We start from the raw sequence: 23,192 nt of genomic DNA, 5'->3' as shown, positions 1-23,192 counted from the left end.
AGCCTTGGCTCTTAGCATATCTATCCTCTCAGCATATCTTATCTTGTGTGATTTTTTTTGGGTTAATACGGATATAAACACCCCATGCGACGAATTCCCTACTCTTACGCGCTTGCTAGCCTGCTGGTTCTGGCGCTTGTGATATGGCTAGCCGTTGGCGATTTCCAGCGGTTCCAAAGCACGCCGCCTGAAGCAAATACCACTGAACGCGACGCAACACCCCGTGTAGAAGTGGTTACCCAACAGAGCACACCCTATATTCCCAAATACGTGCTGCAAGGCCAGTTAACGGCGCAAAGAGAAGCTCTACTGCGCGCCAACGTGACAGGTTATGTCACAGAAAAGCCAGTGGCTCAGGGAGAATCGGTTCGCCAAGGAGACACCCTGCTGGTTTTGGATAACGACGCCCTGCCGCAACGTTTACAGCAGGCACGTGATGAATTAGCGCTTGCTCAAGCGGAATACGCAGGCGCTCAAAACCTACGTCGTCGCGAGCTGATTTCTCAACCCGAATTGCTGCGCCGACAAAGTGCGTTAAGCGCCAGCGCTGCCCAGGTTGCTCAATTAGAAAAGCAGTTAAGCAACACGCGCCCCACCGCGCCCTTTGAGGGAGTGCTGGACCGCGTTCAAGTAGAACTAGGCGACTTACTGCAGCCGGGTGAAGAGTGGGCACGACTGATCGACGACCGGCGTTTAACCGGAACAGCGTGGGTGCCTCAACAACAAATCGGCAAATTAAGCGTTGGTTTACCGGTTAGCGCGCGACTGCTAAATGGCCAGTCACTATCTGGCGAAGTATCTTATATTAGCAACCGTGCAGAGGAAGCCACCCGCACGTTCTATCTCGAAGTAACCCTCGACAACCCTGAAAGACAACGTTTAGCAGGCGGTAGCGCTGAATTCACCGTAACGTTGCAACCTCGTCTGGTGCATACCTTGTCACCTGCCCTTTTTAGCCTAGATGAGCAGGGACAATTATCCATCAAACACGTGGTTGATAATAACCGCGTCGCCCAAACGGCTATTGAACTGGTGAGTGCTGATACCGAGCGCGCTTATGTTACCGGCTTGCCCAACCCGGTGCAGTTGATCACCCTGGGCGCAGGCTTAGTCAGCCCTGGCGAAACCGTAACACCTGTGTTTACCGAGGAAGGCAGGGCTACTCAGGAAGGTGGTCATGCGTCAGTTAATTAATGCGGCGCTAACCCATACACGAACCACCCTGCTACTGCTGGTTGGCCTGTTTCTGGCGGGTACAACCGCTTGGCAGATGATTCCGAAAGAAGCCAACCCAGACGTCACCATCCCGATTATTTATGTCGCACTTTCGCTGGAAGGGGTCAGCCCGGAAGATGGAGAGCGCCTGCTGATCCGGCCAATGGAACAGGAACTGCGCGGTATAGAAGGACTGCGCAAGTTTACCGCCCAGTCCAGCGAAGGGCATGGTTCGGTAACGTTGGAGTTTGACCCTGGTTTTGACCCGGACACAGCGCTCTCCGATGTGCGTGAACGCGTGGATATTGCACGCAGCAGCTTACCGGATGAAGCGGATGAACCGCGAGTCATGGAAGTTAACGTCTCCGAGTTTCCGGTGCTAAGCATCGGCCTATCTGGCGAACTGGATACCCGCGAACGTGTCACCATTGCACGTCGCTTGAAAGAGGAAATAGAAGGCATTGCCGACGTTCTAGAGGTCGACATTGCCGGTGACCGCGAGGACTTACTTGAGATCATCGTCGACCCGCTGGTATTGGAAAGCTACGGCGTTGATTTCGATATGCTGTTTAATCAAATCTCACGCAATAATCGCTTAGTAGCTGCTGGCAGTTTGGATACAGGAGCCGGGCGGTTGGCGCTAAAAGTGCCGGGCATTATCGAATCGTTAGACGATGTCATGGACATGCCAGTCAAAGTTGACGGTGATCAAGTGGTCACGTTCGGCGATGTTGCGTGGATTTTGCCGACCTACAAAGACCCTGAAGGGTTTGCCCGTATCGATGGCCAGCCTGCGGTCGTGCTGGAAATTTCCAAACGCGCTGGGGCGAATATCATCGCCACCATTGACGCGGTAAAAGATCGCTTTGCCCAGGCAGACGACCTGCTGCCGGAACAACTGCGCATCACTACGATTTTGGATGAGTCGGTAACGGTTCAAAACATGCTCTCTGAGCTATTAAATAACGTGCTAACCGCCGTGGTACTGGTATTGATTGTCGTGGTGGCGGTCATGGGCTGGCGCATGGCCCTGCTGGTAGGCCTAACCATACCTGGCGCGTTTTTAACCGGCATTCTACTCGTTTGGGCGTTTGGCTTTACACTCAATGTTGTGGTGCTATTCGCGCTGATTTTAGTGGCTGGCATGCTAGTGGATGGTGCAATTGTGGTCAGTGAACTTGCTGACCGCCACTTGCATGAAGGGCAAACACCCCATCAGGCGTGGCTGAATGCGGCAACACGCATGAGCTGGCCGGTTATTGCGTCTACCGCGACAACGCTTGCGGTATTTCTGCCGCTGCTGTTTTGGCCTGGCGTGGTTGGCCAGTTTATGAAGTACCTGCCTGCCACCGTCATCCTATGCCTTCTTGCGTCGCTCGCCATGGCGTTGGTGTTTCTGCCCACCCTGGGTCGACTGTTTACCCGCACATCCCATACAGCGACTGCTGGCGCTGGCCCTATCGATGAAAGCACGTCCCTGGGACGTGGCTATCGCCGCGTACTAGGGCGCTTGCTGCAGCATCCTGCCTGGGTACTGGTGTTTGCGGTGCTGTTAATTGCACTGCTGTACACTGGCTATGCGCGCTTTAACCATGGCGTTGATTTCTTTCCCAGTGTAGAACCCGACAGCGCGCAGGTTCTGGTGCGTGCACGAGGCGATTTTTCCGCTGACGAAACCGATGCCATTCTACAGCGGGTAGAGAGCCGCTTGGGCAACATGGCCGAAGTCGAAGCCCTTTATGCGCGCTCTTTTGCTGTGCCTAACCAGCAAATGGGCAATGATGTGATCGGGATGCTGCAGTTTCAATTTGTAGACTGGTATCAGCGCCGTCCTGCCAACACGATTTTGGCTGACATGGCCGAGCGCACCCAAGAACTACCCGGCATCACGCTCGAGTTTCGCGAACAGGAAATGGGGCCTGGTGGCGGTAAGCCGATTGTGCTGGAAGTTAGCGCCACCGATCCAGACATCGCTAATACCGGTGTTGACCAAATTACAGCACTAATGCGCGAGCTAGGCGGCTTTACCGATGTACAGGATAACCGCAGCTTGCCAGGGGTTGAGTGGCAGATAAAAGTTGACCGAGAGGCAGCTGCCCGCATGGGCACCGATGTCACCACCATTGGCAGTGCCGTACAGCTACTCACCACCGGCCTTCAAGTTGCTAACTACCGCCCGCCCACTGTTACCGACGAGGTCGATATTCGCGTGCGGTTACCAAAGCACTGGCGAACTCTCGACCAACTCGAACGACTGACGATCAACACCAACCGGGGCCAAGTGCCTATTGCTCACTTCGTAGACATTACGCCCGCCCCCAAAGTAGGCACCCTGAACCGAATCGATGGACGCCGCGCTATCACCATTGAGGCTGATTTAGCACCAGGCTATTTAGCCGATGAGCGGTTGCGGGCGCTACTGGATGCAGGCCAAGGCCAGCTAGCCGATGGCTTGATGGTTAACGTGGCAGGCGAGCAAGAAGATCAACAAGAATCGATGCGGTTTTTGATCAGCGCTTTCTTGATCGCCATTGGCTTAATGGCACTGATTCTGGTGACACAGTTCAATAGCTACTACCAAGCAGCGTTAGTGCTATCGGCTATCGTATTTTCCACTGCGGGCGTTTTGATGGGGCTGCTGATTACGGGCCAAGCGTTTGGTATTGTCATGGTGGGCATGGGCGTTATCGCCCTGGCGGGTATTGTGGTAAACAACAATATTGTCTTGATCGATACCTACAACGAATTGCGTCGCCAAGGTATGGCCCCGGCAGAAGCAGCACTAGAAGCGGGCACCCTGCGCCTGCGCCCCGTATTGCTTACCGCTATTACCACCGTACTGGGGCTAATGCCGATGGTATTAGGCATCAACGTTAACCTGTTTGCTCCCGCGTTAGGATTTAACGCCCCTTCCGCTCAGTGGTGGACACAAATGTCCAGCGCGATTGCTGGTGGCCTCACCTTCGCCACCGCCCTAACACTCTTGCTCACCCCCTGCATGTTAGTGATAGGCGGGAAGCTAAGGCATGAGGCATGAGGTGAGAGCTTCGAGATGAGAGCTTCAATCATCGCGAGTTGAAGCTCCTTCTCTGCAGCTCTACAGCACAACCTGCGATGGAGGACGGATAGATTACGCAGGAGACTTCATTTGCTGAGGGCTGTGGGCGGCGTGCAGACGGGCGATCAGCTTATCTTCGAGGGCAAAGCGCTCTGCTAATCCTTTCGATAAGCGGTCGATCCAAGCGGGTAAACGCACTAGATTCTGTTGGCAACGCACCGGCGAAGCAAAGTCTTCATCAAACTCCAGCACCATGGCCGTCGACATTTCTAAACGTTCAAAAAGCTTTGCCGCGATGTTCAGCGCGCTGTCATCGTCGAAGGCCTTTGCTTCTTCAGCAAGCTGGGGGTAAATCTCGAAGTGCCCAGCACTGATGTAGTCCATCAGTAACTCACTAAACGTATCAACGCGCGTTTTGCTAATTTCCTCCAGCTCAGCATCACAGGCCTCTTTCAGCTCAATAAAGCTGATTAACAGCGAGCGGCGCTGATCAAGCCAGCGATCAATTAAGCTATGCACGCCCCCCCAGCGCTCCAGGGCATTTTTGCAATCTTCGAGCATGGGGCTTTCTCCTTACAGATAGCCGTTTCCAACCAAACTAGACTCGCGCGTCCGTAAACACCTGTCAATCCTAGTGGGTACGGTTTACTTAATTAAATTAGAGCAATCAATTAGCGTAAACCTTATCACTTATTTAACTATTTTTTACAAGCCACAGAATACGCAGAGGTGCGATCGCGAGCAATAAAAAACCGATCAGGGTCCACGCAGGCAAGGATAAGCCCAAGAACATAAAATCGATTTCAGCACACTCCCCTGAACCTGTAAGCACCATGGCAACCACCTCTTGCATCGGCAAAATATCCATCATGTACTCAAGGCCAGGGCCGCAACTCGGCACTTCGTCAGCGGGCAAGCCTTGAAGCCATACATGCCTTCCTGCAATAAAAGCCCCGATACCTACTGCAGCTAACCCCAGCAAACCGTAAATAATGTTGCCTGCCTTACCACTGGGATTATGCAGGGCCGCAACACCCAACACTAACCCTGCGGCAATCACCGCCACCCGCTGAAAGATACACAGTGGGCAGGGTTCAAGACCCATAATATGCTCAAGACCCAAGGCTACCGCCATCATCAGTACACAAAAGGCGAAGCCTGCTAACGCCATGGGGCGAACGGCTAGTGACGTCATTGACCATCCTCTGGTGAAATAGCAGACAGTGCCCTAGACTCACGCGCTTTGGCAAAATAAGTGTTTAAAAACTCGCTAAAGCTCTCTTGATCGGCCGCTTCAATATCATGCTGTTGCTGATGTGAGGTTTCGATCAACTGAGCAAGCAGTGCTTCACGAGAGCGCAGCATAGGCGTGGATTTAAGCTTGTCAGCCTGTTCCTGAGCCAATTGCAACAACGTATCGCTGAGCGAGCCATTCCCAGCCTCCAGGCGGGCTAGCAGCTGAGCAGAGGGTGTTAGAGAAGGGTCTTGTAACCGCGGTGCCAACTCAGCAAGTGCCGCTGCATGAGGAGTACCCTCTTCTACCGCATCCAGCAGGCGTGCTACTTCAGCCATTTCCGCAAAAATCTGCTCACCCCACTCCCGCACAGTCGTCGTTTGGCCGTTGTTGATCAGGCTCAACGCTGGGTCGCGCCCACGCTCCACAACCAGGCGGCGATTATCATCTAAGCGATCACACTCTTCGTCTGAAATCCACGGGCTGTCGCTTAACAAACACCACATTAAGAAGGTATCAACAAAACGCATCTGGTCTTCGGTGACGCCTAGCGGATCGAATGGATTAAGATCCAAACAGCGCACTTCGATGTACTCCACCCCACGCGCCTCAAGCGCCTGACTAGGCGTTTCGTTGTGCTTGGCGACTCGTTTAGGGCGAATATCGCTGTAGTATTCGTTTTCAATCTGCAAAATATTGGCGTTTAACTGCTGCCAGTTATCGCCGTTCTTCACGCCCAGTTTTTCGTAATCGGGCCAAGGGCTTGAAATAGCATGACGCAGGGTGTTGACGTAGTTAGACAATGAGTTAAAGCAGATTTTAAGCTGCGACTGCACTTTGTTCTGATAGCCCAAATCCGACATGCGAAGTGTGGTCGCATAAGGGGCGTAATAAGTGTCATCGCTTAGTGACTGTAGCTTTTCAGGCACTTTACCAGTCGGCAGGAAGCTTTTGTCGATGGCCGGTGACGCGCCAAATAGGTAGAGCAGCAACCAGCTATGACGACGAAAATGCCGAATCATGCCAAAGTAGCGCGTTGAGCGGTAATCGTTAAAAGGGATATTGGTGGCTTTTTCAAGTTCACGCAGGGCGTGCCACATATCATCTGGCAACGATACGTTGTAATGCACCCCGGCGATGGCCTGCATAATGCGCCCGTAGCGCACATCCAGCCCTTTACGATAAACATGCTTCATGGTGCCAACATTGGAGCTGCCGTAGTCGGCAATCGGCACGCTATCGTTACCGGAAAGCCGCGACGGCATGCTGCCCGGCCAGATCCACTCATTTTCTAGGTGATGATAGGTAAACGTATGCAAATCGGATAAAAATGCTAACGCCTCCTTAGGCTCTGAATACACCGGCGTGATGTATTCTAATAACGCTTCGGAGTAGTCAGTAGTGATATGCGGATGGGTAAGCTTTGAACCTAACGCATACGGATGATGCGTTTGAGCAATATGGCCGTTTGCGTCAACGCGTAAGCCCTCTTTTTCCAACCCACGACGCAGGCGTCCTAGGCGTCCTAAGCGCGCACTAGGAAGTAAACGCTCTACCTGGGTGGTTAGCGTGGATGGCACAGTGAGAGGTTCAGACAAGGTGAACACTCCTTGTTAGTAAAGCCTGCTTGAAGCAGGCTTTGTTGAAATCAGTTGGCATCGCCATAGGGATCATCACGTCTTTTACCGAGAACAGATGGCAGGATATGGCGGCAACCGCTAAATATTCAAGACACGCGACTATTTGCCCTGCTTTGCTTTAAGCAGTGCTGCGCCGAGCGCCCCCATTGGTGCGGCTGCTTCGTTAGACTTTCTGCCTTGGCGTTGACCGCTCTCTCCACGACCACCCTCTCCACGACTGTTCTGCCCAGCGCTAGACGAACGCTGACTGCGCGCAGGTTTGCGGGGCTGGTCGTTGGTGGCACTGGATGCTGCTTGCGCTTGTTCTGGCTCATCGTCCAAACGCATCGAAAGCCCAACCCGCTTGCGGGGTATATCAACACTCATCACCTTAACGGTGACGATATCACCTGCTTTCACCACAGTACGCGGGTCATCAATGAAGCGGTCGGAAAGCGCTGAAATATGCACAAGCCCGTCTTGATGGACGCCGACGTCCACAAAAGCACCGAAGTGGGTCACATTAGTGACGGTGCCTTCCAGCACCATACCCAGCTTTAGGTCTTTAAGCGTTTCGACCCCTTCACGGAATTCAGCGGCTTTAAACTCGGGGCGCGGGTCACGTCCAGGCTTATCCAGCTCTTTAAGAATATCGCTAACGGTGGGCACACCAAAACGCTCATCGGCGAAATCAGCTGGCTTAAGCGCTTTAAGCGTCGCACTATCACCAATCAACCCTTTAATATCTCGGCTATTCTGCTTGGCAATACGCTCTACCAGGGTGTAAGCCTCGGGGTGAACAGCGCTGGCATCTAGCGGGTTTTCGGCGTTGCTGATGCGTAAGAAGCCAGCACACTGCTCAAACGTTTTTGGCCCAAGGCGGCTAACTTCTAATAACTCTTTACGGCTTTTAAACGCCCCTTGAACGTTGCGTTGGGCAACAATGTTTTCCGCAATAGCAGCGCTCAACCCAGCAACGCGTGAAAGCAACGCACTAGACGCGGTGTTGAGGTCGACGCCAACCGCATTAACACAGTCTTCTATGACAACTTCAAGACTTCTTGAGAGCTGCAACTGGGAAACATCGTGTTGATATTGGCCAACACCAATGGATTTCGGCTCGATTTTCACCAGCTCCGCGAGCGGATCTTGCAGGCGACGGGCAATAGAAACAGCGCCGCGCACAGTGACATCAAGATCTGGCAACTCGCGGGAGGCGTATTCCGACGCAGAGTAAACCGAAGCACCTGCCTCAGATACCATCACTTTACTCAAATGATGTTCGGGTGCTAACGCCTTAAGTAATTCGCCTGCCAGCTTGTCGGTTTCTCGACTGGCAGTACCGTTGCCGACGGCAATTAGCTGAACACCATGCTGTTTAACCAGCTTGGCGAGCACATTGAGCGATTCGTCCCAGCGGTTTTGCGGTGCATGGGGGTAAATTGTCGCTTGATCGATGAATTGACCCGTCGCATCCACCACCGCCACCTTACTGCCAGTTCTCAAACCTGGGTCAATCGCAAGTGTCACTTTTTGCCCAGCAGGTGCTGCCAACAAAAGGTCTTTCAGATTGGCGGCAAACACCTCGATAGCGGTAAGCTCTGCCTGTTCGCGAAGGCGACCCAATAACTCGGTTTCAAGCGCAGTGTAGAGCTTTACACGCCACGTCCAGCGAACGACTTCACCCAGCCATTTGTCAGCGGCACGGCCTTGATCGCTAATACCCACTTGTTTGGCAATCGCGACCTGGGCTGGATGAATCGGCGCGTCTTCTTCACCAGGCAAGCGAATCGCCAGACTTAGAATGCCTTCGTTTCGACCACGGAACATCGCCAGAGCCCGATGGGAAGGCACGTTGGCCAGCTTTTCATCGTGCTCAAAGTAATCAGAGAACTTCGCGCCTTCCTGCTGCTTTCCGTCTAGCAGGCGGGCGCTTAATTCGCCCTCTTGCCATAACCGTTCACGTAGTCGGCCAATTAGCTCGGGGTCTTCGGCAAAGCGCTCCATGAGAATTTGCTTAGCACCATCGAGCGCGGCTTTGGCGTCTTCAATCGCGGGAATATCGCCTTCTGCGGGACGTAGATACTGCGCCGCTTCGCTTTCAGGGGTCAGCGTCGGATTGGCCAATAAGGCGTCAGCCAGTGGCTCTAGTCCCGCCTCACGGGCGATTTGTGCTTTCGTACGGCGTTTTTTCTTAAACGGTAGGTATAAGTCTTCTAGGCGCTGCTTAGTTTCAGCAGCATCAATGCTCGTTTTCAGCGCAGCATCTAGCTTACCCTGCTCATCGATAGCCGCCAGCACGGCTTCCCGGCGCTCTTCCAACTCGCGCAAATAGCGCAGGCGCTCATCAAGCTGACGCAGCTGAATATCATCAAGGGCACCCGTTACTTCTTTACGGTAACGGGCAATAAACGGCACGGTAGCACCACCATCCAGAAGTTCTACCGTTGCGGAGACCTGTTCAGGTCGTACGTTTAGCTCAGTGGCTAAGCGTAAAATAATGCGTTGTTTGACATCCATAACGTGCAACTAACTCATGCAGCATTCAAGGTGCCGACAAGGTACCACAATCGCTGCATGAACGCCCTAGGCGGGCACAAACCGCAATGCGACGCCATTATTGCACCAACGAAGGCCGCTAGGATCGGGGCCGTCTTCAAACACATGGCCTTGATGGCCACCACAACGAGCGCAGTGGTATTCGGTACGTGGCCATACGAGCTTAAAATCTAGCTTAGTTAACATATGACCTTCGACGTGCTCGAAAAAACTGGGCCATCCGGTGCCTGAGTCGTACTTCATTGCACTGGTGAACAGCAACAGATCGCATCCTGCACAGCGGTACTCACCTTCTCCAGTCTCACCGTCTAGGGGGCTTGAAAATGCACGCTCAGTCCCTTCTTCACGCAGCACGTTGAATGCTTCGTCAGACAAACGTTCCCGCCATTCATCTTTGCTTAGTTCAAGCTTTTCAAGGTTGGGGGCTGGTTTAAGGTCTAGACGTGGAAAACCAAATGAGACACCAGGAATAGCGCTGGCCAACCCTGTTAGCCCAGCAAGGCCCAAAAAATGACGACGCTTCATTTGCGTATCCCCTTCAACACGTTAAGAACATGATTGTTAATTACATACACACAAAAATGGGGCAGCGCCTTTGCGCTGCCCCATTCTGACTACTTAACGGTCTAAATGTTCGACCACTTACACCCTGTTGTGCATATCAGGCTAACTGTGGGCCGGCTTTAGTAATTGCCGCGTTGACGCCTTCGAACTTTTTGAAGTTATCGACGAATTTGGTGGCTAGATCTTGCACATGACGATCATACGCCTCTTTGTCAGCCCACGTTTCGCGAGGATTGAGCAGGCTGGAATCTACGCTTGGTACCGCTACGGGTACGTCCAGGTTCAAGCCGTCGATGTGCTTAGTTTCAACATCGCGCAGTACGCCAGACTGGATGGCACTGATAATCGCGCGGGTGGTCGGAATAGAGAAACGCGAGCCGCCTTCACCGTAAGCACCGCCTGTCCAACCGGTGTTGACCAAGTAAACCTGGGCATCTTGCTTGTCTACCCGCTTGATTAGCAGGTCAGCGTATTCACGCGCAGGACGCGGGAAGAACGGCGCACCAAAACAAGTAGAGAATGTAGCTGCTAAGCCTTCAGAAGAACCCATTTCGGTAGAGCCCACTTTAGCCGTGTAACCCGATAGGAAATGATACGCGGCGGCTTCTTTAGAAAGAATTGATACAGGCGGTAGAACGCCAGACATATCACAGGTCAGGAAGACAATCGCGTTAGGCTCGCCTGCTAAGTTTTCCAGTACACGCTTTTCAACATGTTCTAGCGGGTAGGCGGCACGCGAGTTTTGGGTCAGGCTGTCGTCGGCATAATCCGGCTCGCGACGGTCATCAAGAACAACATTCTCTAGCACCGTGCCGAACTTAATCGCATTCCAAATAACCGGCTCATTCTTTTCAGAAAGATCAATGCACTTGGCGTAGCAGCCGCCTTCCATATTAAAGACAATGCCATCACCCCACGCGTGCTCATCATCACCGATCAGATAACGTGCTGGGTCAGCGGATAGGGTAGTTTTACCCGTGCCTGAAAGACCGAAGAACAAGCAGGTTTCGCCGTCTTCGCCGACATTTGCAGAGCAGTGCATCGGCAAAACGTCAGCATCTGGCAGCAGGTAGTTCTGCACCGAAAACATTGCTTTCTTCATTTCACCGGCATAGCGCATACCAGCAATCAACACTTTGCGTTCGGCAAAATTAATGATGACACAGCCGTCAGAGTTGGTGCCGTCGCGGCTTGGGTCACACACGAAACCCGCGGCGTTCAGAATCGTCCACTCATCTCTGGCCGCTGTGTTATAAGCCTGCGGGCGGACAAACATGGTGCGACCAAATAGGTTTTGCCAAGCAGTCTCTGTTTTTACACGAACGGGCAGGTAATGTGCGTTGTCACTGCCAACATGCAGCTCAGCCACGAACTGCTCACCACTACCTAGATAATCTTCTACTCGTGCCCAAAGCGCTGAGAATTTTTCAGCATCAAATGGCTGGTTCACGCTACCCCAGTCGATGCTATCGCGAGTGGAAAGCTCGTCAACGATATAGCGATCTTTCGGTGAACGCCCTGTGCGTAGACCGGTGTCTACCACCAGCGCACCGTTAGCCGACAGGCGGCCTTCACCACGGGCCACGGCGCGCTCGATCAGTTCGGCGCTGCTAAGATTAACGTGGGTTTGGGGAGCGGCTTGAGTCGTGGTCATGTCGATTCCTGGGTCTCGAATTTACCGGGCGTCACCGACGCCTTGAGAAATCATCTCAGCCCTTTGAAGTTTCGATGGCCATGGTTATTTCCAATAGCCGGGGGCTGAGTGCGCTGAAGTGGGGGGCATTATGGCAAAAAGAAAGCCCCTGCGAAACGGGGGCTTTGATCAAATATCTTGTAGTTATACTACTACAATGGCACTACATTTTGCGTTGCAGCGCAGTAATTTTTTAAACAATCGTTCGACAGGCAGCCTATGGGCTTTGCTATGGCTAGCGTGGTACATAAAGAACGTTAGCGCCCATATCATCGGCCCCGACTACACAATCAATGAATCACAGGGGGTGGCGCGTCCGGATTTTCTAATAAAATTTCAATATCTGCGGCTGTGTAGTGATATTTCGTGTGGCAAAAGTGGCACTGCGTATCAATTGCGCCTTCTTCACGCAAAATGTCACGCAGCTCCGCTTCGCCAAGCGTGTAAAGCGCATGGCTCATTCGCTCCCGTGAGCAGGTGCAGCCAAAACGTAGTGCTTTTGGTTCGAACACCCTAACGGTCTCTTCGTGATAGAGCCGATAAAGTACTTCACGCTGCTCTAACCCCAGAAGCTCTTCTGTTTTAATCGTGTCAGCGAGATGAACGCTGCGCTCCCAGGCATCAACGTCTTGATTTTGCGAGGCATCAGGCAGGCGCTGAAGCAACAGCCCCCCTGCTCGTTCACCATTTGCCGCTAGCCAAAGGCGGGTCGGCAGCTGTTCTGATTGGCCGAAGTAGGCTTCCAGGCAGCCGCTTAATGTATCGTGGTCAAGCGCAACAATACCCTGATAACGATGCCCTTCCCGTGGGTCTAGGGTAATCACAATTTGGCCTTCGCCCACCAGCTCGCGAAAACTAGCATGCTCGCTGGGAAGCACCGCATCTTCCGCAATGCGCGCGATGGCACGCAGTTCACCACCAGGATTGGACTCCGCCATTAGTAGTGAAAGCATGCCTTGCCCGCGCACTTCAATGCTTAACGTGCCATCTAGCTTCACAGTGTCGGTTAGCAAAGCAACCGCGGCCAACAGCTCACCCAACAATTCATTAACCGCTGGTGGGTAGGCGTGACGGTCTAGCACCTCATGATAGGCAGTGCTGAGCGTGACGATCTCACCTCGCACATTGGTTTGGTCAAACATAAAACGTTGAATTTGATCAGACATAAGGGAACCGCCAGAGAAATAGAGAGAAGGCTTACCGCCATGACGAATAAACGCGTGCTTAATCGCCCTGTTGGCGCTGGAAACGCTGGATATCACGCCGCTGCTTTTTATCAGGGCGTTTGAGCGGGTGCTGCATGGCTTCATTAGTGAGACGACGAGCTTCAGCTTCTTTTGCCCGACGCTGCGTACTTTCTTCAGTTTCAGCGTAAAGCTTGCGCGCTTCTGGCGCACCACGACGCTGATCCGATAGCGAGACCACTTCAACCTCAAAAATATCCCACCCCTGAGGCACACGAACAAGCGCCCCAAGTTCGACATTTTTGCTGGTTTTTACACGGGCACCGTCATAGTGAACTTTGCCGCCTTCTATCGCTTTTTTAGCCAAGGCGCGGGTTTTAAAAAACCGCGCGGCCCACAGCCATTTATCTAAGCGAACACTGTCGCTCATTAACGCTCTCCTCGCTGCCCTGGCAAATTGTCTGGCAGCAGTTGGGCAAATCGGTCTAGGGCGATAAACGCTTGTAATTCTTTTTCAGGCCGCTGGCTGTTCGGTTGCTTAATGCCTAGCAAGTGTTTGATACCAAACTCACGGGCGCTCTCAAGTACGCGCGCGTTATCATCGATGAACAGAGTGCGCGCTGCGTCAAACGGCTCTCGCTCTTGAAGCGCAAACCAAAAAGCCTGCTCCTCTTTAGCAGCACCGACGTCTTCTGATGAAATGATGGCATCGAGGTAGTTTTCCAACCCTGTCAGCGGTAATTTTAGCGCGAGACTGGCACGGTCGGCGTTGGTCGCTAAAATGACACGGGGATGGGCTTGCTTCAGCCAGATTAAAAAGTCTAGCGCATCGCTACGCAGGCCAATCAAGTGCTGTACTTCGCGTTTTAGTGCCACGATATCCACACCGAGTTCGCGGCTCCAGTACGCAAGGCTGTACCAGTTCAACGTACCCTGCTCACCGATAATGCGCGCGCGCAGCGCGTCTTGGCTCGCTATATCCAGTTGGTGAAGCTCGACATAGCGTTTCGGTAGATGCTCTAGCCAGAAATGACTGTCGAAGTGCAGGTCCAGCAGCGTTCCATCCATATCAAGTAGGACAGTATCGATCTCGCGCCAATCAATCATTGCCGCTCCAGTCTGAATGAGTAAGCATGCTATTGTAGCGTAACCCGTTTTTTGCAGCCACGGAGGCATGATGTCTAACCACGAATCGTCACCCAACGACACGTCTACCGGCTACCCACGAAAGCCGCAAATCTTGGCACGGGAGAGCGTCGCCAGGAGTCGTCTATTTCATATTGAGTCGCTTGATTTGCGCTTTTCTAACGGTGAAGAGCGACAGTTTGAACGCCTAACCGGCGCAGACCGCGGTGCGGTCATGATTATTGCCATGCCCGACCCAGAGCACGTCCTTCTGATTCGAGAATATGCCGCCGGCTTTGAAGATTATGTACTGACGTTACCCAAAGGACTGGTAGACCCTGGCGAAGATATTGTCACCGCTGCCAACCGTGAGCTAATGGAAGAGTGTGGCTTTGGCGCGCATCGTATTGAGCCGCTGGTAGAGCTGTCGCTTGCGCCTAACTATATGCGTCACCGTATGCAAGTACTAATGGCCACCGACCTTTATCCCAAACGCCTGCCAGGCGACGAGCCAGAGCCGTTGATAGTCGAAACCCACGCCATTGAAGAATTACCGGCACTGCTATTACGGGAAGACTTCCACGAAGCCCGCGCTATCGCCGCGCTCTATATCGCTCGAGACAAGCTGCGCGAAGAAAAGCGTAATAACGCCATGAATTTACTATAAAACGTTAACGACCACCGCCCGCAGCACGGCCGCCGATGCGCTTCGCTGACCACACCCTACAATCCATTAAACTCAATGGCTGCAAAGCCGCCCTGGTTTTGCTCACAAATGGTGTTTAAGCGGTATCCAGCGCCGTTGGCGGTGGCTGTCTAAGCCAGCTTCTAACAGCACCATACTGCGTAGCGCATCGTCAATATCAACAGGCAGTGGTGTTTTATCGCGAATAGAGGCGGCCACGCCTTGATAATAGGCGTGGTAGTTACCCGCCTGGGTGGCGTGCTCGCGGCGAACCAACGGTGCATCGTCTCCGTCACCCTCGCGAAGGGTCAGCGTTCCCGGAGTGTCATTGCCCCAGTGTGGCGTAGGCGCTTCACCCGCTTTTAAGCGATCCTCTTGGGGGTCTAGGCCGTATTTCAGGTAGCTGCCTTTCGTTCCATTAATGCGAAAACGCGGTGTTGATTCAGCAATTAGCGTGCCGGCACTTAAGCTGACTCTGCAGCCGTCGTACTCCAACAGCGCTAGAAAATCATCGTCTGCTTTTGCATCGTCTCGGCGCACACCCAAATCCAGCAGTATGGCATTCGGCATTCCGAACAGCTCACAAGCCTGGTCGAGTAAGTGCGGGCCTAAGTCATACCAAATGCCACCACCCGGCGTGGCTTTTTCGCGCCAGCGGTCGCGCACCTCTGGTCGAAAACGATCAAACCGCGATTCAAATCCGCTAACACGACCTAACGTGCCGGCTTCTAACAGCGCTTTAATGGTCAGGAAATCACTGTCCCAGCGGCGGTTGTGAAACACCGACACTAGACGCTCTTTATCAATCGCCAACGCTTTCAGCTGCTTTGCTTCTGAGGGCGTGACGGTAAATGGCTTGTCGACCACCACGTGCTTACCCGCCATCAACGCTGCCTTAGCGAGCGAAAAGTGCGTATTGTTGGGCGTTGGAATAACGATAAGGTCAATATCGCTACGCTGACATAGCGCCAACGCCTGTCTTTCAACCTCAACATCTACATCAGCCTGCACTTTGGCGGCATCGCTAGAGGAAACTGCGACCAAATCTAGGCCGTCCGTTGCCTGAATGAGTGGCGCATGAAACGTTTTACTCGCAAATCCATAGCCAACGAGGCCAACGTTGATAATCGCCTTCATTTCATTCCTTAGTCGTTTTGACGGTTTGCATTGGGCATAAACAGTTCGCAGAAAAAAGGGCACATAAAACAGCCCGTTTTACACGAGCCGTTTTAAAGTGTCCTAAACCCTAGTCAAGCTTGGAAAGATCACGAACCGCGCCTTTATCTGCAGACGTGGCAAGTAATGCGTAGGCTTTTAAGGCGGGAGTTACCTTACGCGGACGCTGTTCAACGGGCTTCCAGGCGTCTTTGCCTTTGGCTTCCATCGCTTCGCGACGCTTCGCCAACACGGCATCAGGCAGTTGCACGTTAATCGTGCGGTTGGGAATATCAATCAGAATGGTATCACCCTGCTCGACCAAACCAATCGCGCCGCCTGCCGCCGCTTCGGGGGAAACGTGGCCAATGGAGAGCCCTGAGGTACCGCCGGAGAAACGGCCATCCGTCAACAGTGCACAGGCTTTACCCAGCCCTTTAGATTTTAAGTACGAAGTGGGATAGAGCATTTCCTGCATACCAGGGCCGCCTTTAGGGCCTTCGTAGCGAATGACCACCACATCGCCCTCTTTGACCTTACCATCCAACACATTGGCCACTGCTTGGTCTTGGGATTCAACCACGTGGGCGTTGCCTTCGAACACTAAAATCGAGTCATCAACGCCCGCTGTTTTGACAACGCAACCATTGAGCGCGATGTTGCCATAAAGCACGGCTAGGCCGCCTTCTGTTGAGAACGCGTGCGCCAAGTCACGAATACAACCAGTGGCACGATCACCGTCCAGGCTTGGCCAGCGGGCGCTTTGAGAGAAAGCGGTTTGAGTCGGCACACCGCCCGGGCCAGCTTTGAAGAATTCAACTACCGCAGCGCTCGGCGAACGCATAATATCCCACTCTTCCAGCGCCGCTTTAAGGCTATCACCGTAGACAGTCGGTACTGACGTGTCCAATACACCAGCGCGATCCAACTCACCTAAAATGGCCATAATGCCACCTGCACGATGAACGTCTTCGATATGGTATTTCTGGGTATTGGGGGCCACTTTACATAGTTGCGGCACTTCCCGGGAAAGCCGATCAATATCCGCCATTGAGAAGTCGATTTCCGCTTCCTGGGCGGCTGCCAGCAAATGCAAAATCGTATTGGTCGAGCCGCCCATGGCGATATCTAACGTCATGGCATTTTTAAAGGCGGCTTTGTTGCCAATGGCACGGGGCAACAGGTGGGCTTCTTCGCCTTCGTAGTAGCGCTTGGCCAGTTCGACGATGCGGTGACCGGCATTTTCAAACAGGCGACGACGATCTGAGTGGGTTGCCAGCACGGTGCCGTTGCCAGGAAGCGCTAGACCCAATGCTTCCATGAGGCAGTTCATCGAGTTGGCGGTAAACATACCCGAGCAACTGCCGCAGGTGGGGCAAGCACTACGCTCAACTTCTGCCAGGGTTTCATCATTAACACTGTCATCGGCCGCCATGACCATAGCGTCAACCAAGTCGAGGCCATGATCTAGCAGCTTGGTTTTGCCCGCCTCCATGGGCCCACCTGAGACAAAAATCACCGGAATATTGAGTCGCATAGCGGCCATCAGCATCCCAGGGGTAATTTTGTCGCAGTTGGAAATACACACCAGCGCGTCGGCACAGTGGGCATTACACATGTACTCAACGCTATCAGCGATGATATCGCGGCTGGGCAGCGAATAGAGCATACCGTCGTGCCCCATCGCAATACCATCATCTACCGCTATTGTGTTGAATTCTTTAGCAACACCGCCTGCTTTTTCAATTTCACGCGCGACCAGCTGGCCCATGTCTTTTAAGTGAACATGGCCGGGCACAAACTGGGTAAACGAGTTCGCAACCGCAATAATGGGTTTGTGAAAATCGTCATCTTTCATCCCAGTGGCGCGCCAAAGGGCGCGGGCACCGGCCATATTGCGGCCAGCGGTGGTCGTTCGAGAGCGATACTCAGGCATGGTGTCCTCTTCATCTTTATCGTGGCCTGACGCATTCTTGGCGACAGGCAAATGAATCCAGCGGCCTTAGATTGTGGCATGAGCGCATCGTAGAGACTAGATGGTGGAAGCAACAGCCGTGCCTTATTCGCCGGTGTTAAAACGTCTCCCACTGCTCTGAGTGGTCGTGGTTAGCCATCTCCCGTCCAGTGTCTCTCTTTGAAGGCAAGCTCAGTGACGCCTTATGCTGTGCATGATTAACCTGCTGTAGTTTTTCCCGGGCAGCGTGGACATTTTCCTCCTGGGCACCTTCCAGACGGAAGGCATCAACCACATTCGCCAACTCAAACGTTTCTAACGCTAAATTATCTGCAGAGGCAGCGATGCTTTGAACCTTGGTAGCATTTTGCTGCGTCACATTGTCCATTTCAGCAATCGCTGAATTTATTTGGCCAATGCCGCTGCTTTGCTCGCTTGAGGCGCTGCTAATGGATTCCATTAATTCGCTGACACGACTGACCTGTTGCATCACATTGTCGATAGCTTGCTCAGCTTGCTCGACCGCGCCGCGTCCACCGCTAACTTCTTGCGTCGTACTATCAATCATCTTGCGAATTTCTTGAGCCGCATCGGCACTGCGGCTTGCCAAGTTGCGTACTTCACTAGCAACAACCGCGAAACCTCGGCCATGCTCACCGGCACGGGCGGCTTCTACCGACGCATTGAGTGCCAGAATATTCGTTTGAAACGCGATCCCATCAATAACGCCAATCATTTCCGTCATTTTTTCTGCGCTTTGGGCAATACGCTGCATTCTGGCGACCAGCTGATGCATTTGCTCTCGGGTATCCCGGGTGCTTGAGGCATTCTTCACTGCTAGTTCCGTCGCCTGGCGTGCATTCTCGGTATTTTGCTGCACCGTGGACGTCATCTCTTCCATACTTGAGGCCGTTTGTTGCAGTGAAGATGCCTGCTGCTCGGTACGTGAAGCAAGCTCTTCATTTTCAGCAGCAATTTGCTGAACAGCAGGTGTGACTACCGACACACGATGCTCGACATCACCCACAATGCTTGCGAGGCTAAAGCGCATGGTATCCAACGAATAAAGCAGTTGACCCAGCTCGTCGTTGGTTTCACGGCGCTCGCGTGCCGCCAGATTACCTGCGGCAATTTGGAAGGTAATATGCCGCGCCCCTTCCACACTGCGCAGCACTGATCTTAAAATTACGCTGCTAAGACCGACCATGATCAACAAGCCAGTAATCAATAACACGACTTGAGCAATCAACATTTGCTGACGCCCCTGCTGCGCCAGACCGACCAGAGCTTCGGCACTTGCCCGCTCATCGCTGACTAATTGACTACTTCCCTCTCTTAGCTGTTCAGTGGTGGGTTGTACGCCGTCGTTAAAAGCTTCAAAAGCGGCAAAGCCGTTTGCATCGCTGATTGCTGCAATAGTGGTATCAACGCTGCTTCCCCAGGTTACTAATCCCGCACCAAAAGCTTCTAGGCGCTCAGCACTGGCATTGCTGTCGGTAAGGTACTCGTTCCAAAGCGTTTGTATTGACTGAGAGTATTCGTTAACTGATGCAGAAACAGCTTCAATATCAACCCGACGTGGATTGCGTACAGCAGGTTCCAATTGGGTAACTACCTGACCGATTTGACGCTCTATTCGCTGTAGATTGGTGACTGCTTCTAGCCCTGAGCGATTTAATGTTTCCAGACGCTCACCAGAAACCATCAAACCATACACCCCCAAGCCGCCCGCTAGCGCCAGCAAAATAAGCGATGCCGCCACCATGCCGGTTAATTTTGCTTTTAAGCTGTTAAATTTAAAACGAGCAAAAAAGCCCCCCATCCCGCGGCGTTTAAGCACACCTTGCGACAGCGTGTAGCGGCGGGATTTGCCTTTTTGGCTCACCTCTTTGTAAACAGTTTCTGCCAGCGCAATGCTGTGGGCTGGCGCCTTACGACGTACCGATGTATATCCTACGATGCGGTCGCCATCTCGGAGTGGGGCCACCGTGGCACTGACCCAATAGTGATCGCCGTTTTTACGACGATTTTTAACTGTACCCTGCCAGGTCGCGCCTGACTGAATGGTCTTCCAGAAATCTGCATAAGCCGCTTCCGGCATATCCGGGTGACGAATTAAGTTATGGGGAGCTCCCATCAATTCATCGCGGGTATAACCGCTTACTTCGACGAACGCCGCATTGGCGTAGGTCACGTTTCCCTTCAAGTCTGAACGTGAAATCAGCACTGTCTCATCATCGAGCATGTATTCACGCTGAGTGACGGGTTGGTTATCGCGCATGCAGAAGCTCCCCAGGGGATTTTAATTTTGGTTTGCTCCCATTATCACGCGCTTCAAAGAAATTTAACCTCTGAATAACTATACAAAAACGCCGCACTCTTCAGTGCGGCGCTTTAACTAAACGGATTTTTTATACGCTCGAATAAGACGCCTACGTGAAGACGACGTTGGCCACGTCACGATAGCGGTTTGCAAAATGTACCGTCATGCCCTCCTTCAAATAATCAGGTAGCTCTTCGTAATCGCGTTTATTAGCCTCTGGCAGTATCACTTCAAAAATATCGCTACGACGCGCGGCAATAATCTTCTCTCGGATACCACCTACCGGTAAAACTTGGCCAGTTAGCGTCAATTCACCCGTCATCGCCAAGGGGCGATTGATCGCCTGATGTTTAGCAAGTGAGAGGAGCGCTGTCGTCATCGTGACACCTGCTGATGGGCCATCTTTGGGTGTTGCCCCTTCTGGCACGTGAAGATGCACAAAGGCTGAGTCAAAAAAGTCGGCATCAGCACCGTACTCTTGCAAATGCCCCAGCGTGTAGCTGTAAGCAATATTGGCAGACTCTTTCATCACATCGCCAAGCTTGCCGGTGAGCTTGAAGCCGCGATCCAGCGCATGAACTTTACCTGCTTCAATAGGCAGCGTTGCGCCCCCCATCGACGTCCAAGCAAGCCCAGTAACAACACCTTCGCCTTTCAGCACTTTCTCCTTACGGAATAGCGGCGCTCCCAGGAACGCTTCCAGATTTTTGACCGAAATCTTTACCGTCTCTAGCTGCTCTTCCAGAAGCTTCACCGCTGCCTTACGAACAATGCGATGCAGCTGCTTTTCAAGTTGACGTACGCCCGCTTCACGGGCATAGCCATCAATAACCTGCTTGAGCGCGGCATCTGTCAAGTTAATACGTTTTTTAGGCAGGTTGTCGCGTTTCAGCAGCTTGGGCCATAGATGGTGCTTAGCGATCAGTAGCTTTTCTTCCGCGATATAACCTGAAAGGCGGATCTGCTCCATACGGTCAAGCAGCGGGCCGGGGATAGAATCCAAGGTATTCGCGGTGCACAGGAATAGCACTTTGGATAGATCCATCCGCACATCGAGATAGTGATCCAGGAAGTCGACATTTTGCTCTGGGTCCAGCACTTCAAGCAGTGCTGACGCGGGATCGCCCTGGAACGATTGGCCCAACTTATCAATCTCATCGAGCATGATCACTGGATTTTCGACCTCAACTTCTTTGAAGGCCTGCACCAGTTTGCCGGGCATTGCCCCCACGTAAGTGCGGCGATGACCTTTAATTTCGGCCTCATCGCGCATACCGCCCACAGAGAAGCGATAAAACTCACGGCCTAGTGCTTCAGCAATAGAGCGCCCGATAGAGGTCTTACCAACGCCAGGGGGGCCTACCAACAGCACAATCGAACCACCCACATCGCCTTTAAAGGTACCTTCGGCAAGAAACTCAATAATCCGCTCTTTCACGTCATGTAGGCCGTCGTGGTCGCGGTTAAGCACTTCCCTGGCATGCGCCAAGTCGAGCTTATCCTGACTGGTGACGCCCCAAGGCAACGAGGTGAGCCAATCAAGATAGTTACGGGTAGTGCCGTACTCCGGTGAGCCGGTTTCTAGCACACTGAGTTTGTTGAGCTCATCATCAATACGCGCTTGAACGCGCTCTGGCACCACCAGCGACTCTAGGCGGTTCCTGAAAGTATCGACATCGTTTTCACGGTCGTCTTTAGAAATACCCAGCTCACGCTGAATAACTTTAAGTTGCTCACGCAAGAAAAATTCTCGCTGTCGCTCCTGCATTTGAGCATTGACCTGCTCACTAATTTCGCTTTGCAATTGAGCCACTTCGATTTCTTTGCGTAGAAGTGGCAGAACTTTGTGCATACGCTCAGCTACCGGCAACGTGTCGAGCACATCCTGCAGTTCGTGGCCCTTCGCAGACGTGATAGCGGCCGCAAAATCAGATAGTGGGCCGGGCTCATGCGGGCTGAAGCGATTGAGGTAGTGTTTTAACTCTTCGCCATAAAGCGGATTAATCGGCAGCAACTCTTTGATGCCGTTAATAATGGCCATCGCATAGGCGCGGGTTTCTTCATTTTCTGCGTCTACTGGCTCTTTGGGATAGCTTACTTCGACCAGGTAAGGCGGCTCTTTAGACAGCCAACGCTGAATTTTAAAACGCTTTACCCCTTGAGCGATAAACTGAATCTGCTGATCTTCACTCTGGAGTTTATGTACTTTGACCGCAGTACCAATCTCGGGAAAATCGTCATGGGCCAACGCCTCAACACCTTGTTCACCAACAAAGGCAACACCGATGGTGTGGTGGGGTGTATTGCCTACCCGACGCATGGTTTCTTCCCAACGCTCGCGGTTGATGACCAGCGGTTGTACTTGGGCAGGAAAAAATGGCCGATTATGGATCGGCAAAAGATAGATACGCTCGGGGAGCATATCGCTGGCGGGCACTAGCGAATTTACTTTCTCGCCGTCTGAACGGTGCTCTTCACTGTTCGCGGTGTCGTCTTGCCGTGCGTCGGACTCATCGTCCATCTGCCAATCGAGGTGTTCGTGATCGCTGTCGTAATCCTGGTCGCTCATGCGCCCTCCCATAACAGTGGCTAGCGGATTAATCCGCTTAGCAATGACTAGGGGATGTGGGCACAGAAGGGGAACTTCAACCCTTGGCACGATTTGTAGCAGTTCATTCGAAGGTTTGTAACGTTTTAATAACTCGTCGCTGCAAGCTGAGAGAGAATTAACTTAGAAAGGATTAACTTAGAGTGGATTAGCTTAGAGAGGCTTAGTTCAGAAAGGTTACGCTAATAAAATTAATCAAAGAAAGATCAAGCTCAC

General features: G+C 52.7%; 16 protein-coding genes. 3 read left to right on the top strand and 13 right to left on the bottom strand.

Going from position 1 to position 23,192, the window contains the following annotated elements; translation table 11 throughout:
* Nucleotides 1-84 precede the first annotated feature (84 nt).
* Together ELY33_RS14475 and ELY33_RS14470 are read left to right on the top strand one after the other, a co-directional pair.
* A complete protein-coding gene (locus ELY33_RS14475) occupies nucleotides 85-1,194 on the top strand; it encodes an efflux RND transporter periplasmic adaptor subunit (RefSeq protein ID WP_126948619.1) in 1,110 nt (369 codons plus the stop codon).
* On the top strand, nucleotides 1,178-4,252 hold the full coding sequence (locus ELY33_RS14470) for an efflux RND transporter permease subunit (protein ID WP_126948618.1): 3,075 nt from the start codon (nucleotides 1,178-1,180) through the stop codon (nucleotides 4,250-4,252). Before ELY33_RS14475 ends, ELY33_RS14470 begins: the two co-directional genes overlap by 17 nt.
* Nucleotides 4,253-4,345: 93 nt before the next feature.
* Here the strand turns inward: ELY33_RS14470 and rsd are convergent, their stop codons facing one another.
* From rsd to yrfG, 9 genes are all read right to left on the bottom strand, one after another.
* Complete coding sequence (gene rsd / locus ELY33_RS14465; RefSeq protein ID WP_126948617.1) at nucleotides 4,346-4,834, bottom strand: sigma D regulator; 489 nt, start codon at nucleotides 4,832-4,834, stop codon at nucleotides 4,346-4,348.
* Between the two features lie 133 nt (nucleotides 4,835-4,967).
* A complete protein-coding gene (locus ELY33_RS14460) occupies nucleotides 4,968-5,468 on the bottom strand; it encodes a disulfide bond formation protein B (protein ID WP_126948616.1) in 501 nt (166 codons plus the stop codon).
* Nucleotides 5,465-7,105 carry a glutamate--cysteine ligase gene (gene gshA / locus ELY33_RS14455; protein WP_126948615.1) on the bottom strand — a complete coding sequence of 547 codons (1,641 nt, stop codon included), beginning with the start codon at nucleotides 7,103-7,105 and terminating at the stop codon, nucleotides 5,465-5,467. The genes ELY33_RS14460 and gshA overlap by 4 nt, the downstream gene beginning before the upstream one ends.
* A 141-nt stretch (nucleotides 7,106-7,246) precedes the next feature.
* Nucleotides 7,247-9,646 (bottom strand): Tex family protein, encoded by a 2,400-nt coding sequence (locus ELY33_RS14450; RefSeq protein WP_126948614.1) that lies wholly within the window; start codon nucleotides 9,644-9,646, stop codon nucleotides 7,247-7,249.
* A 66-nt stretch (nucleotides 9,647-9,712) separates the two neighbouring features.
* Entirely contained in the window at nucleotides 9,713-10,210 is a 498-nt protein-coding gene (gene msrB, locus ELY33_RS14445; protein WP_126948613.1) for a peptide-methionine (R)-S-oxide reductase MsrB, read from the bottom strand.
* 136 nt (nucleotides 10,211-10,346) lie between these two features.
* Entirely contained in the window at nucleotides 10,347-11,903 is a 1,557-nt protein-coding gene (locus ELY33_RS14440) for a phosphoenolpyruvate carboxykinase (RefSeq protein WP_126948612.1), read from the bottom strand.
* Nucleotides 11,904-12,232: 329 nt separating this feature from the next.
* A complete protein-coding gene (gene hslO / locus ELY33_RS14435; RefSeq protein ID WP_126948611.1) occupies nucleotides 12,233-13,108 on the bottom strand; it encodes an Hsp33 family molecular chaperone HslO in 876 nt (291 codons plus the stop codon).
* A gap of 58 nt (nucleotides 13,109-13,166) precedes the next feature.
* Nucleotides 13,167-13,556, bottom strand: coding sequence for a ribosome-associated heat shock protein Hsp15 (gene hslR, locus ELY33_RS14430; RefSeq protein ID WP_126948610.1), 390 nt, complete (start codon nucleotides 13,554-13,556; stop codon nucleotides 13,167-13,169).
* The gene (gene yrfG, locus ELY33_RS14425) at nucleotides 13,556-14,233 is read right to left on the bottom strand and encodes a GMP/IMP nucleotidase (protein WP_126948609.1); all 678 of its coding nucleotides are present in this window, start codon (nucleotides 14,231-14,233) and stop codon (nucleotides 13,556-13,558) included. Before yrfG ends, hslR begins: the two co-directional genes overlap by 1 nt.
* Before the next feature lie 70 nt (nucleotides 14,234-14,303).
* Between yrfG and nudE the strand changes: the two genes are divergently transcribed.
* Entirely contained in the window at nucleotides 14,304-14,918 is a 615-nt protein-coding gene (nudE, locus tag ELY33_RS14420) for an ADP compounds hydrolase NudE (RefSeq protein WP_126948608.1), read from the top strand.
* Nucleotides 14,919-15,020: 102 nt separating this feature from the next.
* Here nudE and ELY33_RS14415 read toward each other — a convergent pair whose 3' ends face one another.
* The 4 genes from ELY33_RS14415 to lon all read right to left on the bottom strand — a co-directional run bounded on the left by ELY33_RS14415 (nucleotide 15,021) and on the right by lon (nucleotide 22,937).
* Nucleotides 15,021-16,073 (bottom strand): oxidoreductase, encoded by a 1,053-nt coding sequence (locus tag ELY33_RS14415; RefSeq protein ID WP_126948607.1) that lies wholly within the window; start codon nucleotides 16,071-16,073, stop codon nucleotides 15,021-15,023.
* A 109-nt stretch (nucleotides 16,074-16,182) separates the two neighbouring features.
* Entirely contained in the window at nucleotides 16,183-18,027 is a 1,845-nt protein-coding gene (ilvD, locus tag ELY33_RS14410) for a dihydroxy-acid dehydratase (RefSeq protein ID WP_126948606.1), read from the bottom strand.
* A gap of 136 nt (nucleotides 18,028-18,163) precedes the next feature.
* Nucleotides 18,164-20,326, bottom strand: coding sequence for a methyl-accepting chemotaxis protein (locus tag ELY33_RS14405; RefSeq protein ID WP_126948605.1), 2,163 nt, complete (start codon nucleotides 20,324-20,326; stop codon nucleotides 18,164-18,166).
* Nucleotides 20,327-20,477: 151 nt separating this feature from the next.
* Nucleotides 20,478-22,937: an endopeptidase La gene (gene lon, locus ELY33_RS14400; RefSeq protein WP_126948604.1), complete on the bottom strand. Its 2,460-nt coding sequence runs from the start codon at nucleotides 22,935-22,937 to the stop codon at nucleotides 20,478-20,480.
* Nucleotides 22,938-23,192: the final 255 nt, after the last annotated feature.

Origin of the sequence: Vreelandella andesensis (assembly GCF_003989795.1) — a bacterium.
In the GTDB taxonomy this organism is placed as follows: Bacteria; Pseudomonadota; Gammaproteobacteria; order Pseudomonadales; family Halomonadaceae; genus Vreelandella; species Vreelandella andesensis.
The sequence above is the reverse complement of the archived record's forward strand: the minus strand, read 5'-3'. Positions and strand labels throughout refer to the sequence as shown.

Coding starts and splice junctions, on each gene's coding strand:
- ELY33_RS14475 (WP_126948619.1), top strand. CDS start 85: ATGCGACGAATTCCCTACTCTTACGCGCTTGCTAGCCTGCTGGTTCTG.
- ELY33_RS14470 (WP_126948618.1), top strand. CDS start 1,178: ATGCGTCAGTTAATTAATGCGGCGCTAACCCATACACGAACCACCCTG.
- rsd (WP_126948617.1), bottom strand. CDS start 4,834: ATGCTCGAAGATTGCAAAAATGCCCTGGAGCGCTGGGGGGGCGTGCAT.
- ELY33_RS14460 (WP_126948616.1), bottom strand. CDS start 5,468: ATGACGTCACTAGCCGTTCGCCCCATGGCGTTAGCAGGCTTCGCCTTT.
- ELY33_RS14450 (WP_126948614.1), bottom strand. CDS start 9,646: ATGGATGTCAAACAACGCATTATTTTACGCTTAGCCACTGAGCTAAAC.
- msrB (WP_126948613.1), bottom strand. CDS start 10,210: ATGAAGCGTCGTCATTTTTTGGGCCTTGCTGGGCTAACAGGGTTGGCC.
- ELY33_RS14440 (WP_126948612.1), bottom strand. CDS start 11,903: ATGACCACGACTCAAGCCGCTCCCCAAACCCACGTTAATCTTAGCAGC.
- hslO (WP_126948611.1), bottom strand. CDS start 13,108: ATGTCTGATCAAATTCAACGTTTTATGTTTGACCAAACCAATGTGCGA.
- hslR (WP_126948610.1), bottom strand. CDS start 13,556: ATGAGCGACAGTGTTCGCTTAGATAAATGGCTGTGGGCCGCGCGGTTT.
- yrfG (WP_126948609.1), bottom strand. CDS start 14,233: ATGATTGATTGGCGCGAGATCGATACTGTCCTACTTGATATGGATGGA.
- nudE (WP_126948608.1), top strand. CDS start 14,304: ATGTCTAACCACGAATCGTCACCCAACGACACGTCTACCGGCTACCCA.
- ELY33_RS14415 (WP_126948607.1), bottom strand. CDS start 16,073: ATGAAGGCGATTATCAACGTTGGCCTCGTTGGCTATGGATTTGCGAGT.
- ilvD (WP_126948606.1), bottom strand. CDS start 18,027: ATGCCTGAGTATCGCTCTCGAACGACCACCGCTGGCCGCAATATGGCC.
- ELY33_RS14405 (WP_126948605.1), bottom strand. CDS start 20,326: ATGCGCGATAACCAACCCGTCACTCAGCGTGAATACATGCTCGATGAT.
- lon (WP_126948604.1), bottom strand. CDS start 22,937: ATGAGCGACCAGGATTACGACAGCGATCACGAACACCTCGATTGGCAG.